The sequence below is a fragment of the Cryobacterium sp. GrIS_2_6 genome (genome assembly GCF_035984545.1).
Classification (GTDB): Bacteria; Actinomycetota; Actinomycetes; order Actinomycetales; family Microbacteriaceae; genus Cryobacterium.
This window is the reverse complement of the sequence record NZ_JAXCHP010000001.1, coordinates 2,367,895-2,384,966: the sequence shown is the minus strand read 5'-3', so window position 1 is coordinate 2,384,966 and position 17,072 is coordinate 2,367,895. Positions and strand designations below refer to the sequence as shown.

Annotated in this window: 15 protein-coding genes and 1 tRNA gene; 11 read left to right on the top strand and 5 right to left on the bottom strand. The window is 65.9% G+C overall.

What is annotated here, in order from left to right; all coding sequences use genetic code 11:
- The first annotated feature begins 242 nt into the window (after positions 1–242).
- Genes istA through RCH22_RS11745 form a run of 3 tightly spaced genes read left to right on the top strand, consistent with a single transcriptional unit; the run spans position 243 to position 2,730 of the window.
- A complete protein-coding gene (gene istA / locus RCH22_RS11755; RefSeq protein WP_327015455.1) occupies positions 243–1,724 on the top strand; it encodes an IS21 family transposase in 1,482 nt (493 codons plus the stop codon).
- Positions 1,721–2,452 carry an IS21-like element helper ATPase IstB gene (gene istB / locus RCH22_RS11750; RefSeq protein WP_327012999.1) on the top strand — a complete coding sequence of 244 codons (732 nt, stop codon included), beginning with the start codon at positions 1,721–1,723 and terminating at the stop codon, positions 2,450–2,452. Before istA ends, istB begins: the two co-directional genes overlap by 4 nt.
- Positions 2,449–2,730 carry a hypothetical protein gene (locus RCH22_RS11745; RefSeq protein ID WP_327013000.1) on the top strand — a complete coding sequence of 94 codons (282 nt, stop codon included), beginning with the start codon at positions 2,449–2,451 and terminating at the stop codon, positions 2,728–2,730. Before istB ends, RCH22_RS11745 begins: the two co-directional genes overlap by 4 nt.
- 499 nt (positions 2,731–3,229) lie before the next feature.
- On the opposite strand, the gene RCH22_RS11740 is transcribed toward RCH22_RS11745, so the two are convergent.
- Complete coding sequence (locus RCH22_RS11740; protein ID WP_327014122.1) at positions 3,230–3,802, bottom strand: DUF6036 family nucleotidyltransferase; 573 nt, start codon at positions 3,800–3,802, stop codon at positions 3,230–3,232.
- The gene (locus tag RCH22_RS11735) at positions 3,802–4,377 is read right to left on the bottom strand and encodes a helix-turn-helix transcriptional regulator (RefSeq protein WP_327014121.1); all 576 of its coding nucleotides are present in this window, start codon (positions 4,375–4,377) and stop codon (positions 3,802–3,804) included. The genes RCH22_RS11740 and RCH22_RS11735 overlap by 1 nt, the downstream gene beginning before the upstream one ends.
- Before the next feature lie 234 nt (positions 4,378–4,611).
- On the opposite strand from RCH22_RS11735, the gene RCH22_RS11730 reads away from it, so the two are divergent.
- Entirely contained in the window at positions 4,612–4,740 is a 129-nt protein-coding gene (locus RCH22_RS11730) for a hypothetical protein (RefSeq protein ID WP_327014120.1), read from the top strand.
- A gap of 233 nt (positions 4,741–4,973) precedes the next feature.
- Positions 4,974–6,143, top strand: coding sequence for a tyrosine-type recombinase/integrase (locus RCH22_RS11725; RefSeq protein WP_327014119.1), 1,170 nt, complete (start codon positions 4,974–4,976; stop codon positions 6,141–6,143).
- 93 nt (positions 6,144–6,236) lie between these two features.
- On the opposite strand, the gene RCH22_RS11720 is transcribed toward RCH22_RS11725, so the two are convergent.
- The 3 genes from RCH22_RS11720 to RCH22_RS11710 form a co-directional block, all read right to left on the bottom strand.
- On the bottom strand, positions 6,237–7,925 hold the full coding sequence (locus RCH22_RS11720) for an exonuclease domain-containing protein (RefSeq protein ID WP_327014118.1): 1,689 nt from the start codon (positions 7,923–7,925) through the stop codon (positions 6,237–6,239).
- A 469-nt stretch (positions 7,926–8,394) separates the two neighbouring features.
- Positions 8,395–8,466: transfer RNA gene (locus RCH22_RS11715), tRNA-Arg, on the bottom strand.
- Positions 8,467–8,853: 387 nt separating this feature from the next.
- The gene (locus RCH22_RS11710) at positions 8,854–9,504 is read right to left on the bottom strand and encodes a hypothetical protein (RefSeq protein WP_327014117.1); all 651 of its coding nucleotides are present in this window, start codon (positions 9,502–9,504) and stop codon (positions 8,854–8,856) included.
- 54 nt (positions 9,505–9,558) lie between these two features.
- Here RCH22_RS11710 and argS point away from each other — a divergent pair, with 54 nt between their 5' ends.
- The 6 genes from argS (at position 9,559) to thrB (ending at position 17,057) form a co-directional block, all read left to right on the top strand.
- Complete coding sequence (gene argS, locus RCH22_RS11705; RefSeq protein WP_327014116.1) at positions 9,559–11,250, top strand: arginine--tRNA ligase; 1,692 nt, start codon at positions 9,559–9,561, stop codon at positions 11,248–11,250.
- Positions 11,251–11,252: 2 nt separating this feature from the next.
- Entirely contained in the window at positions 11,253–12,068 is an 816-nt protein-coding gene (locus tag RCH22_RS11700; RefSeq protein ID WP_327014115.1) for a DUF2993 domain-containing protein, read from the top strand.
- 144 nt (positions 12,069–12,212) lie between these two features.
- Entirely contained in the window at positions 12,213–13,646 is a 1,434-nt protein-coding gene (gene lysA / locus RCH22_RS11695; protein WP_327014114.1) for a diaminopimelate decarboxylase, read from the top strand.
- The gene (locus tag RCH22_RS11690) at positions 13,643–14,980 is read left to right on the top strand and encodes a homoserine dehydrogenase (protein WP_327014113.1); all 1,338 of its coding nucleotides are present in this window, start codon (positions 13,643–13,645) and stop codon (positions 14,978–14,980) included. Before lysA ends, RCH22_RS11690 begins: the two co-directional genes overlap by 4 nt.
- Positions 14,980–16,095, top strand: a complete 1,116-nt coding sequence (thrC, locus tag RCH22_RS11685) for a threonine synthase (protein ID WP_134535886.1) — start codon at positions 14,980–14,982, stop codon at positions 16,093–16,095. Before RCH22_RS11690 ends, thrC begins: the two co-directional genes overlap by 1 nt.
- Before the next feature lie 14 nt (positions 16,096–16,109).
- A complete protein-coding gene (thrB, locus tag RCH22_RS11680) occupies positions 16,110–17,057 on the top strand; it encodes a homoserine kinase (RefSeq protein ID WP_327015518.1) in 948 nt (315 codons plus the stop codon).
- Positions 17,058–17,072 lie beyond the last annotated feature (15 nt).

Here is a 17,072-nt window from a genome sequence, read left to right as displayed (position 1 = left end):
CACAGGAAACCGGCCAAGTTAGCGGCTGGTTTCCTGCCAAAAGAGCGGTAAAAATCAGGCCAGGCAATCCCCCTCCACGACGTTGGATTTGGGGAATGCGCAGAGTTTGAGATCACCCGGTGGCCGGGGCCCTCTCCAGCGTGTTGGAGACAGGGGCCCGCCACCCCCCGATAGGTTCCATTCGACGTGTCTACTGCCAAGCGGTCGCGCCGGAAGGAACTAGGAAGCAGATGACGGTACCCATGTCCGTGCAAGAAAATATCAGATCACTCGACTCCCAAGGAATTGCGGGCCGTGAAATCGCCCGCCGGCTCGGAGTCAGCCGCGACGCGGTAGTGAAATACACCCGGCAACACGACTACTCACCGAAGCCACCAGCTCTCGTTCCCCGGCCCGCCGGGTCGGTGTTGACCGGGTTCGAAGACACGATTGAGCTGTGGTTAGGCGAGGACCAGCGCCGGCCGCGCAAGCAACGCCACACCGCCCAACGGGTCTTTGACCGCCTCGTCGCCGAGGAGACCTACACCGGCAGTTATTCCCCGGTGCAACGCTTCGTCAGGAAGTGGAATGCCCAGCACCGGCACGCCGGGGAAGGTTTCACAGAACTGGTCTGGCCGGCGGGGACCGCGCAGGTCGATTTCGGCCAGGCCGAGGCCATCATCGCCGGGGTCCGGCAAATCCTGCACATCTTCGTCGTCACGTTCCCGTTCTCGAACATGCGTTTCGTGCAGGCCTACCGGGGTGAAACGGCCGAGTGCGTCTGCCATGGCCTGCGCACCGTGTTCGACCACATTGGCGCTGCGCCTCGGCATCTGGTCTTTGATAACGCCACTGGCATCGGGCGGCGGGTCGGCACCAAGGTCGTCGAGACGAAGCTGTTCGGTGCATTCAAGATGCACTACCGGTCCGAATCTCGGTACTGCAATCCGTACTCCGGTCATGAGAAGGGGAACGTGGAAAACGCGGTCGGGTTCCTCCGCCGCAACCTGATGGTCCCCGAGCCCGAAGCGGCCACACTGCAGGGCCTCAACGAGGTGTTGCTGGCCAGGTGCCTCGCGTTGGCTTCGACCGTGCACTACCGCAAGGGCCTGCCCATCGGCGAGCTCTTCGCCCAGGACGTCGCGGCGTCTCTGGTGTTGCCCGGCGTCGGGTTTGACCCGGTGCGTTATGAAAACCGCACGGCCGATAAGAAGGGGAACCTACTCATTGACGGGAACACCTACGCGGCCGGGTCTTCCTTCCACAGCCGCACCCTCACCGTTGGGTTGCGGCACGATGTCGTCGAGATCCTCGACGAGCATTCCACGCCGGTGCGGTCTTTCCCGCGGGCCTTCGGAGTGCAGGCCGAGACCATCTTCGAACCCGCGGCCCTGCTGCCGTTGCTGGTGACTAAACCCGGCGCCTGGGGCCACTCTCAGCTGCGAGCCCTCGTCCCCGAGCCGGTGCGGGACTGGCTCGACACGGCCACGGCCACCAACCGGCGCCGGCTCCTGAGCGCCGTCGATGCTGCCTCAGGATCGGCTGGTTTCAACGCCGCGATTGGCGCTGCCGACATGCTCATCCAGCGCGGAGACGCCCCCGACACCGCCGCACTAGGCATGCTCGCCCGGCGCCTCGCCGACGGCACCACACCGGCAGTCGAGAACGTGGATTTGAGCGTCTATGACATCTTCACCACCGACATCTTCTCGGCCGTCAACACCGCGACGGGAGAAATCGCATGACCCTCGTCACAGTCCAGGACATCATCGAGACCGGCCGACAGTCTTCCTTGACTGGCACGGTGCTGGCCGAATGGGCAGAGAAGGGCACCCCGAAACAACGCGAGTACCTGCACGGGATGCTTCTGGCCGAGCGCGAATCCCGACAGGAATCACGCCGCCAACGGCTGCTGAGCGCCGCCCGACTGCCGGCGCTGAAGTCCTTGACGGGGTTTGACTACACCAACGTCAAATTCCCCGAGGACTACGGCCGGGAAGCGCTGACGTCGCTGGAGTTCATCAACCAGGCCGAGGACCTCGTCCTCTATGGCGACGTCGGAACCGGCAAAACCCACCTTGCCTCTGCGTTGGTCGCGGCCGCCTGCCGCCAAGGTATTCCGGCCCGCTTCTTCACGACGTCGTCGTTGGTCATGCAGCTGCGCCGCGCCAAGGATGAAGGGCGTCTCGATCGGGAACTTGCCTCGATCGCGAGAAACCGGCTCGTCGTCATTGACGAACTGGGGTATTTGCCGATCGATACCGACGGCGCCCGGCTCTTGTTCCAGGTCATCGCCGACGGTTATGAAAAACGAAGCCTGATCATCACGACAAACCTTGAGTTCTCCCGCTGGGGAACCGTGTTCGGCGACGACAACATGGCCGCCGCCGTCATCGACCGCATCGTCCACCACGGCCGGCTCCTGCAGTTCCGCGGCGAGTCCTACCGAGTCAAACACGCCCTCATGAAATGACCCGCCACCAGGCCGGCCACCCCGGAACGCGACCCACGACGGTCCCGCCAACCACCGCACGCACCCTCAGCAGTCAGGACTTCTTCATGAAGGATCACACCCAACCAGAGCGCCCCCACGCGCCAGCCGACCACGAGACAGGCTGGTGGGACGACAACGGCCGACCAGCCCCCTGGCCAGACGACTTCGCCGATCCCGACGCCGGATGGACCACCGAAAACACCGCCGTCCCCGCCGATGACGGCGACGAAACCGACCCCACAAACCAGCCGTTCTGACCACCTGATCAAATGGCCGGAAACCGCGCCACAATGGCAGGTTAATTAGCGCTCAAATGGCCGGTTTAAAGTTGACAAAACACAACCTCCAACGGGAACGATCCCGCGGAGACTGGACTGCGCCGTCCGCCCGTGCAGAACTGTCGCGTTTGACCTGTCCGTAGAGAAATCTCGCTCGGGTGCGTCAACCGCAACAGGCTGAGGCCCGCATTGGCACCGCGGCTACGCAGGGCAGCGGCATGACTCTTATCAATCGTGTCGGCCGGTTCGTCCGAACTAGGTGGCAAAAGTCCGAACTAGCGTGTCACGCGACAGTGTGCCCCCAGGCAGATTCGAACTGCCGCCCCTGCCTCCGGAGAGCGAATTTGGCCGTTTCGCCGCCTTGCTGATTTGGGGAAAGTCCTGATTGACGGCACATTATGATCACACCGTATCGGTCTCAATCAGGCTGTTTTTCCCTCAAGTGTTGCCATTTTGTTGCCACAAACAAAGGTATTCATCAGGAAAAATCGGGGCGTGGTGGAGTTGATGGTCGTTTTGGAAGGCCCTTGGCGAAAATGCGTTCGAGGAGCAGGACGGCGCGTTCGGTCAGAGCGTCTCCTGGATAGAAATCTTCGAAGAGCTGCTCTGCGGCGGCGACCGTGTGGATGTCGTTTAGGACGAGGAGGTGAACGATGTCTTCGGTGTCGCGACCGGGCCGCGCGGCGTTGAGCTTCATCGCCAGCAGAGCTTCGATGGGTGCAATCCAGATGGACACGTTCTCGTCGTCGAAGAGCGCTTCCCATTCGACTGAGCGCCCCCAGCGTGGGATGAATATGGTCGCTTTGTCATTGAGCCAATCGGCCGGCCAATCCCGTTCGCTCGCGATCTGCCTGATGATGGGCTCGAGCTGGTCTAGCGGTTGGATCTGGGCATCAATGTCGGCGGTAGTCGCACGTTCGAAGTAGGCGATCCGGAGCGCGGCTCCACCGACGATCCGGATAGACACGTCACGGATGCCGGTCTTACGCGCTCGCGTCACGACCTCACGAAGGCCCGAAACGAGGTCATGGAGATCGAGTGGGCCGGCCATCAGACGCTGGCCAGCGTTTCTCGTTCAAGGAGCACGTTACGACGCAGGAACGCCAGCGGCACGTTGGTCGGGTCGGGCTCGAGGTCGTACTCGCCCAGCTGAGGTGACTGCGGGCTGGGAAGAAACCGTTTCGGATCGTTAATCCAGTGCGCCTTGGGCAACTTTCCCTTGCTGAGCCAGTGCTCAGCGACGGCGGCCAGGGCGGCATCCCACGCAGCGGACCCGGTCGAGGCTGGCTCGACGAAAGTCAGAATGACCCGATCGGCTCCGGCCACGCGCGCGAGCTGGTCGGAGTAGTCGAGGAAGGCACGCAAAGCGGCATCTCGCCCCGACCCGCGGAGAGCGCTCGCGATTCGATCGGCGGTCTGGACAGCATCCGGCCCGACGCCCGGGACAGCGACGAGACGGTGGCCGGTTTGCTGCAGCAGACGTTCCAGGGTGTCGACGGTGGGGACTCTGCGGCCGCTCTCGATCGATGACACGTCGGGCTGGCTCGTGAGGGCGCGGGCGGCGAGATCGGCCTGGCTGATGCCGCGGCGCTGGCGCGATGCGCGGAGCAGAACTGATGCGCTCATTCAATCACCGGCCTCTCCCCACTATATCTAAGTAGATATACCAGTGTAACTGGTCGGGCGCGTTGCTGACCAGAGACCTGTTCGTTTGGGTATTCGTTTGGCTATTCGTTGAGAGCGAATAGGCAAACGAATGGTTTGAGAGGTTATTTCCCTGATCAGCCACCACACCCTCGCTGCGCTCGCTTCCCAACCCCCCACACCCAACGGCATTGTGTGGGGGGTTGGGAAGTAAAGGTGTGGTGGCTGATCAGGGAAATGAAAATGGAAAATGAGGATAGGGGAGGGGAGAAGAAAAGAAGAGAGAAAGAGAAAGATATGGATGAAGACGAGAAGGCAGGAGTGGAGGCGAAAAGTGCGAGATAGACGGCTGAGGAGAACTCTGAAGAAGGGCGCTGAGACGAGCAAGGGAGCGCTGGCAGTTTGTCGAGACCGCAGATGAAACAGGGGTGTTGGGGAGGCCAGTGGATACTCACGATCATCGCAACGACGCACACCGGTTGACGATTCGACCTCCGTCCGGCGGTCGATCGATTCCGTCGGGTGTCGGTCGTTCGGGGGAGGATGTCCTCGACATCGACTCGGACAGGAGCTGGATCGTGGGAAGCATCACCGCCTATCAAGTGGCTTCAGGCAAACGGTATCGAGTACTCTATCGCCGGCCGGACCATATCCAGACGCAGAAGCGTGGCTTCCGCACCAAGCGTGATGCGGAACTCTTCCTCGCGAACATCGAGGTCAACAAGAGCCGCGGAGCCTACGTCGATCCCTCGAAAGCACGGGTGCTCGTGGGGGAGTGGCTCGACCTGTGGATGGACAGCCGCTCGGACTGGCGCGCCACGTCGAGGGAGCGGGCGCGCGGCATTGTCGTTCGGCACATCCGGCCGCAGCTGGGCAATTATCCACTCGGCGCGCTCAACCATCAGGCTGTGCAGGCTTGGGCGAGTGGGCTGTCCAGGACGCAGGGACCGGCGAGCGTGCGCAAGATCGTCAACGTGCTGTCCGGAAGCCTGCAGATGGCCGTCAAAGACGGCAGGCTCGCGTCCAATCCGGCGCACGGCCTCAACCTGCCGAAGGTGCACAAGGCATCCAAGCGCTACCTGACGCATGAGCAGGTGCGGGACCTATCTGCGGCGGTCGACGCGATCGGGCGAGGCATGTATCTCGGGCAGTCCAACGGCTATGGGCTGCTCGTGAAGGTGCTCGCCTACTGCGGGCTGCGCTGGGGCGAGGCCTCCGGGTTGCGGGTGCAGGACATCGACTTCGTGCGTGGCCGGCTCGAGGTGCAGCACACCGTGGTCGAGATCGACGGATTGCAGATCGAAGGCCAGCCCAAGGACTACGAGGCCCGCTCGATCCCGGTGCCCGCGTCGATCCTCGCGGACCTTCGCGTGCTCGTGAGCGGTCGGCAGGGCGGCGACCCAGTCTTCGCTGCAGCCAGGGGTGGCTGGCTGCGCGGGAGGGTGTTCCGCCGGGGCTGGCTCGACGCTGCCGCCGAGCAGGTCGGCATCGCCGGGCTGGCCCCTCACGAACTGCGGCACACGGCAGCGAGCCTGGCCATCAGCGCCGGGGCGAACGTGAAGGCGGTGCAGCGGATGCTCGGACACGCATCCGCCGCGGTGACCCTCGACGTGTACTCAGATCTCTTCGACAGCGATCTGGATGCCGTTTCGTCGGCGCTCGATCAACTCATCATCCAGAAGAGCATCGCGTCGCTGAATACCGAGGTGATCGGGGATCCACGGCAGCCACCCGAAACAGAATTCTGATCACGTCCTTGAACTCGGGCAGGAAGCTCGGACTCTCGATCGCTTACTGAGGTGACAGAAGCCGTCGAGCTCACGTTCACTGCAACGATCGGGTCAGCCCAGTAGGCGAGCGAGCCCCTCTTCGCTGACGATGGTGATGCCGTAGTCGCGAGCCTTCCGTGCTTTGCCGGACAGGGAGTCGGGATCGGCGGCGGCGACGAGTTTCACCTTCTTGGAGATGCATCCTCCGGCAATGTACCCGCGTGCTTGAAGGTCGATGGTCCAGGCCTCTCGGGATCGGCGCATATCGCCGGTGAGGACGATCACGTCGCCTGCGAGCAAATGGAATTCTTCTGCGTTGATCGTTCCGGTGGCAGCCGGACCCGGTGCAGTCGCGATCTGTGGCGCGTCGAGAGCTTCATAGAGGACCGAGTCGGGAAGGTGAAGCAGGTGGGCGACAGCGTGCAAGTCGGCGGACTCCTCAGCGGTAATGACGCTGTCGGCCCAGGCCACCTGGGCGAGGCTGCTGAAGTAATGCAGGTTCAGACGCTCACAGTCCTCGCGACCGAGACCAAGTTGCACAGCGGCACGAACTAGATCCTCAGATTCATGTTCCGAGATGAGACGGTCGAGAAGACACCTATCGAGAAGAGCGAGATAGGCGGTCTCGTCAACAGGTCCGTCATGCGCTGGCAGACGGTTGGTGATGCGTTCCAAGAAATGGATGCTGGGCGCATCCGCTTCCGGTCGAGGTTTCCACGGGACACCGGATGGGGCCATGGGCTGCCAGGGTGCGGCGGCCGCCTTGCCGACAGCGTCCGCCCACAAGGCCCAGTCCGGAGTCGCCTGCATGTACGCGGACAGCAAGGAAGCGGTAGCGAGGGCGTCGACCGAAGCGCGGTGGGCGCCGGTCAGGTCGATGTCGAAGTGGTCGCAGCAATCCGCGAGTGACCACCCGGCGCCGGGGATTATGTCGGTGGCAAGCACCATGGTGCAGATTGCAGAGATCGTCACGCCTGGGTCATACTCCAGCCGGGTCAGTTCTGCGTCCAGGAATCGGGTGTCGAAGTTCGCGTTGTGCGCGACGAGGACGCGACCGGACAGCAGTGCAATGAGCTCAGGCGCGGCGTCCCGAAAGGTGGGCGCCGACAGCACGTCTCGGGCTTGGATTTCATGGATGTGTTGCGGGCCGAGGTCGCGCTCGGGGTTGATCAGGGTGTCCCAGCGGCCCTCAATCGTGCCGTCTGGAGCGACGTGGACGACGGCTACTTCCGCGACGCGGTCGTGGCCGCCGGGGAAGAGGCCGGTGGTTTCGAAGTCGATCACGGCAAAGCCGAAACCGTGCGGTGTGGATGGTTGCGGTGCCGGCGCGTCGGGAGCGGGCTGGACGTTGTTCGTCCATGCTGAGCCATCCCACCATCGGATCGTGCCGGTACCAGTGCCGTCGTTGTACCAACCGGCAGGAACCGTGGAAGTTGAACGCTCGTCGACCATAAGTTGATCGTATGACTTCCAAAGCCGCTCGATCCCGAAACCGGCATCGAGGTGTCGGCTCAATACAGCTAGCTCTTGAGGGGCTTCCAGCGCGGCACTTCTTGCACAGTGCGCGGTGGCGCTTTTCGGAGCCGGGTCGAGGACCTGAAGTACAAGAACGCCAGTGATGCGTCGACCATTACGCTGATCGCGACGTTGAATATCAATTCCGGTGGCCCAGTGATCGCAACGAGCACACCATTGGCGGAGCTCAGTACGAGGAGCGATCCAATGATGTATCCGGCTCGTGGCCGGGAAGTCATCCTCCACCAGGCGCGGGGTGGTTCTATGGGTTCGCCCACTCCGCGGAAGGATCGCACACCTCCGAAATAGAGCAGGACAGTCAGCGAGTTTGCGACCACGGCAGACATCGGATTCGGGAACATCAACGGCTGGATCGCAATTTCGATTGCGGCCAGCGCGATCACCCCGATAAGGATGTAGGCGATCTTCCAACGCGTCTTACGCAGGCGAATCATGGCTTGAGCCTACTGTCGAGGGCGATCGACCCAGACCGCGTTTGACGTGAACGCACATCGGGATCAAGACGAGTGCCTCAGTACGACCGTTGCCGACATGAGTGCGTGGCGATTCTGCAACCTCGGGACGCATTTCGGGCCATTTTGACGGCCTTCGATCAGGTCGAGAGTCAAAAAAGTGTTGCCAAACTGTTGCCACGAGCGGTTCTGGGCTGAAATCTCCTGAGAAGAACTAGCTTCTGATCAGGAATTTATTGGTGTGCCCCCAGGCAGATTCGAACTGCCGCCCCTGCCTCCGGAGGGCAGTGCTCTATCCCCTGAGCTATGGGGGCCAGGGAAAACATTAGGTTACCAGCATCCGGGCGGCCGGTGTTCGCATAGGCACCTTGCCGGGAGTGCCGCGGCCATCCAGCGCGGGTGTTTTGCCGGCAGTCGGATGTCGGTCGGGCGCCGAGATTGCCCGTTCGCGCCGAGATGGCGCCGTAGGCCGGGACATGTCGGCGGAACCGGGCAATCTCAGCGCCACTGAGCATGGCGGGTGTCACAGGCCGCGCGTCAGGGCGGCGGATGCGCGGAGCCGACGCGCATCGCCGCGCCCGGCATCCGCTTGCCCGGCGAATTCGTCGGACTTTGGGTCTCAGGGCCGAAAACGCCCTCTCACGTACCCGGAACCCAAAAACTCCGTCGAATTCCTCAGGGGCAGGGCTGGGCTGGTCGAGCTACTTCAGGTGGCCGAGGGCCGCGGAGACGAGGGACTCGGCGTCGCCGGGTTCCAGGAAGTTCGATGAGCTGATCGTGAGCCAGTACGTGTCGGTGAAGACCTGAGCCTCGCCGATCCCGTTGGTCACGGCGAAGAAACCCTGGGCGGTCGGGGGAGTGCCGTAGGTCGGGACGATCTTCGAAGACGCGACGGCCTTGTCCTGCTGCTGCGTCATGAGCTGTGCGTTGGGCTGGGTGAGAGAGATTTCGATTGTGCCGTCGCTCGACTGGTTGAGCAGGCCGCAGGTGAGTCCCTGGAAAGAGGCCGCGGTCTTGGCCGATGCGGATGTCGGCTTGTAGGAGGGGTCGGTGCCGTAGTTCGGGTTGAACGCGTAGACGTCGTCCAGGGTGAGCAGATCGGTGCACGCCTTCGCGACAGCGGTTCCTGCCGGGGTCGGCGTGGGCGTCGGTGTTGCCGTCGCGGCGGCCGATGCGCTCGCTGACGAAGAAGAACCCCCGGTCGCGGGGGCGCTCGCCGAACCGGAGGCCGAGGGCGCGACATCCGCCGCGCAGCCAGACAGGCCGATGAGACTCAGCGCGCCGACGCAGAGGAAGACTCCGGCGCGCAGGCGTCGGGCGAACGGGGAGGCGGGCGAATCGAAGAGAGTCACGGGTTGACCTTACCAAGCGAGGTCCGCGAAACCGGGCCGGTAAGCTTGGTTTCCGTGACCCCCGCCGAGCTTTCCGAATCCCTGTTCGCCCTGATCCAGCAGTTGGGTGAGCGCCGACGCGCAGAAGGCATCGACACCGGTGGGCTCGACCCCGTCCTGGCCAACGCCGGCGACGTCACCCTCGAACGCCCGCGCAACCGCGACCACGGCGACTGGGCCTCGAGCATCGCGATGAAGATCGCCAAGCCGCTCGGCTACAAGCCGCGCGAGGTTGCCGCCGAACTCGCAGCAGGGCTTGAGGCGCTGCCCGACGTGGCCTCCGTCGAAATCGCCGGCCCCGGCTTCATCAACATCCGCCTCGAAGCGGCATCCGCCGGTGCGCTCGCGAAGACTATCGTCGAAGCCGGCCCCGCATACGGCACCGGCCACCTCTACGACGGAATCAAGATCAACCTCGAGTTCGTCTCGGCCAACCCCACCGGCCCCATCCACATGGGCGGGGTGCGCTGGGCTGCCGTGGGCGACAGCCTCGCCCGGGTGCTTCAGGCGGAGGGCGCGGATGTCACGCGTGAGTACTACTTCAACGACCACGGTTCGCAGATCGACCGTTTCGCCCGCAGCGTGCTCGCCGCCTACCTCGGCGAGCACACCCCCGAGGACGGCTACGGCGGAGCGTACATCGGCGACATCGCCGACCAGGTCGTCGCCAAGTACGACGGAACAACCCCGATCGCCGACCTGCCCCGCGAGGAACAGCAGGAAGTCTTCCGCTCGATCGGCGTCGACCTGATGTTCACCGAGATCAAGGAGAAGCTGCACGGCTTCGGCGTCGATTTCGACGTCTACTTCCACGAGGACTCGCTGCATGAGTCCGGCGCGGTCAACCGGGCCATCGAGCGCCTGCGCGGCCTCGGCCACATCTTCGAAGCGGATGGCGCTATCTGGCTTCGCACGACGACCTTCGGTGATGACCGTGACCGGGTCATCATCCGCTCGAACGGTGAACCGGCCTATATCTCCGGCGACCTCGGCTACTACCTCGACAAGCGCGAGCGCGGCTTCGACCAGAACCTGATCATGCTCGGTGCAGACCACCACGGCTATGTCGGCCGCATGATGGCCATGGTCGAGGCCTTCGGTGATGTTCCCGGGGTCAACCTGCAGATCCTCATCGGCCAGATGGTCAACCTGCTCAAGGACGGCGAACCGCTGCGGATGTCCAAGCGCGCCGGCACGATCGTGACCCTTGACGACCTCGTCGACGCCGTCGGCGTCGACGCCGGCCGCTACTCGCTCGTGCGCTCCTCGAGCGACACCGCGCTCGACATCGACCTCGACCTCCTCGGCAAGCACAGCAACGAGAACCCGGTCTTCTACGTGCAGTACGCCCACGCGCGCACCTGCTCCGTCGCCCGCAACGCCGCAGCAGCGGGCGTCGAGCGTACCGACTTCGCCCCGGAACTGCTCGTGCACGACAGCGAGTCCGCCCTGCTCGGCGTGCTCCAGGAATACCCGCGCATGGTCGCGCTCGCCGCCGAACTGCGCGAGCCGCACCGCATCGCCCGGTACATCGAAGAAGTCGCCGGCTACTACCACCGCTGGTACGACAACTGCCGGGTGATCCCCCTCGGCGACGAGCCCGTCACGGAACTGCACCGCACGCGCCTCTGGCTCAACGACGCGACCGGCCAGGTCATCCGCAATGGCCTCGGCCTCCTCGGCGTGGCTGCACCCGAGCGGATGTGACCGTGGACCGGGACGGGGCACTGGACCGGGAGGCCGCAACGGGCAGGGGAGCCGCAACGCGCAGGCGCCGTGGCCTGAGCGGTTTCATCATCGCGACGATCGTGGTGCTCGCCCTCGTCGCCGCCTTCTTCATCGCCGATGCCGGCGTGCGCAATTACGCCGAGAACCGGGCGAAGGCCGAGATCGCGGCGCACTTGCCCGATTCGGTCACGGGCGTCGTGTCCGTCTCGATCGGCGGCCTGTCCGTGATCGCGCAGTACCTGATGGGGAGCTTCGACCGGGTCACCCTGGTCGCTCCCACCCTCACGGTGAACGGCGTGCCGGCATCCGTGCACCTCGTCGCGACCGACGTGCCCGTCGACCAGGCCAACCAGGTCGGCGACGTGCGCGGAACAGTCGACCTCGACCAGGCTGCGCTCAACACCCTGCTCGCAGCGGCCCTGCCGAAGGGGGCGCCCGCAGCCAACCTCGTGCTCGGCGACGGCACCGTGCAGTACGAGGGCAGCGTGAGCGTCTTCGGCCTGGACATCGGCTACCAGGCCACCGCCACCCCGACCGCTGCGGCCGACTCGCTGCTCTTCACGCCGAGCAATGCGACGATCACCACGGGGGCGGGCAGCCTCGACGCGACGGCGATTCTGCCGCTCGTGCTCGGCCAGCAGCCGGTCCGCGTGTGCGTCGCCGGGTACCTCCCCGAGGGCGTCAACCTGGCCGGCGTCGACGTCACACCGGGGCGGGCGCGCATTACGCTGGAGTCGAGCACCCTGATGCTCACCGCGCAGTCGCTGACCACCCTCGGCACCTGCTCCGCCGGCTGATTCGGCGCGCGCACCCCTTGCTCGCTAGAATCGGTGCAGGTTCGCTGTCATACCGGCGGAATCTTCACTGGCTTCAGGGACCAATCCGGGTTCGCTCGCCACTCAGTGAGACACCCACTCGACTTTCCCGTGAGGTTTTCACCCGTGGCCACCAACCCGCTCGCCCCCGACTGGCTCGTCCTGCCCGGAGACGCCAACGCGCTCTCCGCCGGCCTCTGGCCCGCGACCATGCACCGCGCGCCCGCCGGCGACCTCGTCATCGGCGGCGTCTCCGCGCCTGACCTGGCCGCCCGGTTCGGCACCCCGCTCTACGTCATCGACGAAGCGGATGCCCGCGCCCGAGCATCCGCCCTCCGTTTCGCCTTCGAAGCCGAATTCTCCCGCATCGGCACCACGGTCAAGGTCTACTACGCAGGTAAGGCCTTCCTGTCGAGCGAGGTCGCCCGCTGGATGCTCGCCGAGGGACTCAACATCGACGTCTGCAGCGGCGGGGAACTCGCCGTCGCCCTCGCGGCCGGCGCGCCCGGCGCCCGCCTCGGCTTCCACGGCAACAACAAGTCCCTCGCCGAGATCGACGAGGCCTGTGCCACCGGCGTCGGCACGATCGTGATCGACTCGACCGTCGAGATCTCCCGTGTCGCCGCCGCAGCGGCTCGGCACGGCATCGTGCAGAACGTGCGGCTCCGGGTCAACAGCGGCGTGCACGCGCACACCCACGAGTTCCTCGCCACCGCGCACGAGGACCAGAAGTTCGGCGTCACGCTCGAGGATGCGCCGCGCCTCGTCGGCCTGATCCGCGCGGAGCCGGCCCTGCGCTTCATCAGCCTGCACTGCCACATCGGTTCGCAGATCTTCGGGGCCGACGGGTTCGCAGAGTCCGCCTCCCGCCTGCTGGCCGTGCACGCCGCGCTCCTCGCCGGCGGCCCGGTTCCCGAGCTCAATCTCGGCGGCGGCTTCGGCATCGCGTACACCGATGCGGACACGCCCACCCCGATCCACGAACTCGCCGCCCGCCTGGCCGACATCGTCGCGGCAGAGTGTGCCGCGCGCGGCATCCCGGTGCCCGTCGTCGCCTTCGAGCCCGGCCGCTCCATCATCGGTCCGGCGGGCATCACCCTGTACGAGGTCGGCACCACCAAGGCCGTCGACGTGTCCGGCGCGACCCGGCTCTACGTGAGCATCGACGGCGGCATGAGCGACAACGCCCGGCCAGCCCTCTATGGTGCGGACTACTCTGTGCGGCTCGCGGGCCGCACGAGCACCGCCGAGCCCGTGCTCGTACGCGTCGCGGGCAAGCACTGCGAGAGCGGCGACATCGTCGTCGACGCCGACTACCTGCCCGGCGACGTCGGGCCCGGCGACCTTCTCGCCGTCGCCGCGACTGGTGCCTACTGCTACTCCCTCGCGAGCAACTACAACTACCTCGGCCGCCCGCCGGTCGTCGCCGTGCTGGACGGCGCCGCCCGGCTGCTCGTCCGCGGCGAGACGATCGCCGACCTGCTCGCCCGCGACACCGGGATCACCGCCGTCGTCGCGGCCCCCGCAGGCACCGATCAACCTAAGGAAGCCATCCGATGATCGAATACCGCAACCTGCGCGTCGCCCTCCTGGGCGGCGGCAACGTCGGCGCCCAGGTCGCTCGGCTGCTGCTCGAGCAGAGCGAGGAATTCGCCAACCGGGTCGGCGCCGGCCTCGAACTCGTCGGCATCCTCGTGCGCGACGTCAACGCCGAACGCACCGTCGACCTGCCGCACGAGCTCTTCACGACCGACGCCGAATCCCTCATCCTCGGCGCGGACGTCGTCATCGAACTGCTCGGCGGCATCGAACCGGCCCGCAGCTACATCCTGATGGCGATGAACTCCGGGGCGGATGTCGTCACCGCGAACAAGGCGCTCCTCGCGACCCACGGGCCAGAACTCTTCGCCGTCGCAGACCAGGTCGGCGCCCAGCTCAACTACGAGGCCGCCGTCGCCGGCGCCATCCCGATCCTGCGGCCCTTGCGCGACAGCCTCGGCGGCGACCAGATCAACCGCATCCTCGGCATCGTCAACGGCACCACGAACTTCATCCTCGACCGGATGGACACCGACGGAGACAGCCTCGAGGAAGCCCTCGCCACCGCGACAGAGCTCGGCTACGCCGAAGCCGACCCGACCGCGGACATCGGCGGCTACGACGCGGCGCAGAAGGCGGCCATTCTCGCGAGCCTCGCCTTCCACACCCACGTGCCGCTCGCATCCGTCTACCGCGAAGGCATCACCGAGGTCACGCCCGCGCAGATCGAGTCCGCCCGCAAGGCCGGCTACGTCGTCAAGCTCCTCGCCATCTGCGAACGCATCACGGATGCCGCGACCGGCCAGGCCGGCGTCTCCGCCCGGGTATATCCCGCGATGGTGCCGCGCAGCCACCCGCTCGCGGCCGTGCACGGTGCGAACAACGCCGTCTTCGTCGAGGCCGAATCCGCCGGCAGCCTGATGTTCTACGGGGCGGGCGCCGGGGGAGTCGAGACCGCGTCCGCAGTGCTCGGCGACCTTGTCTCCCTCGCCCGCCGCCACATCGCCGGCGGCCCCGGAGTCGCGGCGTCGATCCACGCCGACCTGCCCGTTTTCGACATCGGCAGCATCACGACCCGCTACGCGGTCACCCTCGAGGTCACTGACGAGCCGGGCGTGCTCGCGACCCTGGCCGGGGTGTTCAGCGAGCGAGGCGTCTCGCTGGCCCTCGTCGAGCAGTCGATGACCCCCGCACGTCCCCTGACGTCCAGTCACGCGGCCGTCCCGTCCACGGCTACCCTTGTGATCGGAACCCACGAGGCGACGGAGGCGGCGCTCGCCGCCACCGTGACCGACCTCGCCGCCAACAGATTTGTCACCACCGTCGCATCCGTTTTGAGAGTTGAAGGAGCCTGATGTCCAGCGAACGAGAGTCCACGCAGGCCGTGAAGACCCAGTCCCGTCAGTGGCGGGGTGTGCTGCGTGAATACGCCGACCGCCTGAACATCACCGACGCGACCCCGATCATCACGCTCGGCGAGGGCGGCACGCCGTTGATTCCCGCCCCCGCGCTGTCGAAGCGCACCGGCGCGAAGGTCTGGATCAAGTACGAGGGCATGAACCCGACCGGCTCCTTCAAGGACCGTGGCATGACGATGGCGATCTCGAAGGCCGTCGAAGACGGCGCTAAGGCCGTCATCTGCGCCTCGACCGGCAACACCTCTGCGTCGGCAGCCGCATACGCGACCCACGCCGGCATCCTCGCGGTCGTGCTCGTGCCGGAGGGCAAGATCGCCCTCGGCAAGCTCAGCCAGGCCATCGCGCACAACGCGCAGCTCCTGCAGGTGCAGGGCAACTTCGACGACTGCCTCGACATCGCCCGCGACCTCTCGGCGAACTACCCGGTGCACCTCGTCAACTCGGTCAACCCCGACCGCATCGAGGGCCAGAAGACGGCGGCCTTCGAGGTTGTCGAGGTGCTCGAAGACGCGCCGGACATCCACATCGTCCCCGTCGGAAACGCCGGAAACTACACCGCGTACACCCGCGGCTACACCGAAGAACTCGAGCGCGGCGCGACCACGAAGCTCCCGCGCATGTTCGGCTTCCAGGCCGCAGGCAGCGCCCCGATCGTGCTCGGCCACCGCGTCGACCACCCCGAGACCATCGCGAGCGCCATCCGTATCGGCAACCCGGCGTCCTGGGACCTCGCCCTCGCGGCGCAGAAGCTCACGAACGGCTACTTCGGCGCGATCAGCGACGCCAAGATCCTCGAGGCTTACCGCATCCTCTCCGCAGAGGTCGGCATCTTCGTCGAACCCGCCTCTGCGATCAGCGTCGCCGGTCTCCTCGAGCGTGCCGAAGCCGGGCTCATCCCGGCCGGCGCGACGGTCGTGCTCACGGTCACCGGCCACGGCCTCAAGGACCCCCAGTGGGCGCTCCGCACCGCGGACGGCGCCGAGATCACGCCGACAGTCGTGCCCGTCGACACCGCCGAAATCGCCAGCGTCCTCGGTCTGGTCAAGAAGTGACCCTGGCCGAAGCCGTGTCCGGTCCCTCCCTCCTCGCCGGCCGTTCGGTGACCGTCCAGGTGCCCGCGACGACCGCGAACCTCGGCCCCGGCTTCGACACCCTCGGCCTCGCCCTCTCCTACTACGACCGCCTCGACGTGAGCGTGCGCGAGGAACCCGGCGTGTTCGTCGACGTGCAGGGCGTCGGCGCGGGCGTGGTGCCGACCGACGAGACGAACCTCGTCGTGCAGGCCATCGCGCACACCTTCGCCGCCTATGGGCAGCGGATGCCGGGCCTCGCTCTCGTCGCCCACAACAAGATCCCGCACGGCCGCGGCATGGGATCCTCTGGGGCGGCGATCGTCTCCGGGATCATGGCAGCCAAGGGCCTGCTCGAGGGAATCGTGGACATCGACTCGGAAGCACTGCTCACCCTCGCCACCGAGATGGAGGGGCACCCGGACAACGTCGCGCCCGCGCTCTTCGGCGGCCTCACGATCGCCTGGACGACCCCTGAGGGCCCCCGGCACAAGAAGCTGATGGTGCACCGCGGCGTGAAGCCGCTCGTGTTCGTGCCGGAACAGGCCATGTCGACCGCGCTCGCCCGCAGCCTCCAGCCCGAGACCGTGCCGCACGAGGACGCCGTCTTCAACTTGTCCCGCTCCGCGCTGCTCATCGCCGCGCTCATTCAGAGCCCGGAGCTGCTGCTCGCCGCGACAGAGGACAAGCTGCACCAGAGCTACCGTGCCGCCGCGATGCCCGAGACCAACCGGCTGATCACCCTGCTCAGGGACCACGGCTTCGCGGCCGTCGTCTCCGGAGCCGGCCCGTCGATCCTCGTGCTCGCGAGCGACCCCGGCCAGCGCCTCGTCGCCGCGGAGCTCGTCGCCGCGAACTCGGAGACCCCCTGGCAGGCACTCATGCTCGCCGTGGACTTCCAGGGCGCGACCGTCACCCGCACGGACACGGCAGCCGCCGCCTGACCTGAAGCGCGCGAA

Coding starts and splice junctions, on each gene's coding strand:
- RCH22_RS11735 (WP_327014121.1), bottom strand. CDS start 4,377: ATGAGCGCATCAGTTCTGCTCCGCGCATCGCGCCAGCGCCGCGGCATC.
- istA (WP_327015455.1), top strand. CDS start 243: ATGTCCGTGCAAGAAAATATCAGATCACTCGACTCCCAAGGAATTGCG.
- RCH22_RS11740 (WP_327014122.1), bottom strand. CDS start 3,802: ATGGCCGGCCCACTCGATCTCCATGACCTCGTTTCGGGCCTTCGTGAG.
- istB (WP_327012999.1), top strand. CDS start 1,721: ATGACCCTCGTCACAGTCCAGGACATCATCGAGACCGGCCGACAGTCT.
- thrC (WP_134535886.1), top strand. CDS start 14,980: ATGTCCAGCGAACGAGAGTCCACGCAGGCCGTGAAGACCCAGTCCCGT.
- RCH22_RS11745 (WP_327013000.1), top strand. CDS start 2,449: ATGACCCGCCACCAGGCCGGCCACCCCGGAACGCGACCCACGACGGTC.
- RCH22_RS11690 (WP_327014113.1), top strand. CDS start 13,643: ATGATCGAATACCGCAACCTGCGCGTCGCCCTCCTGGGCGGCGGCAAC.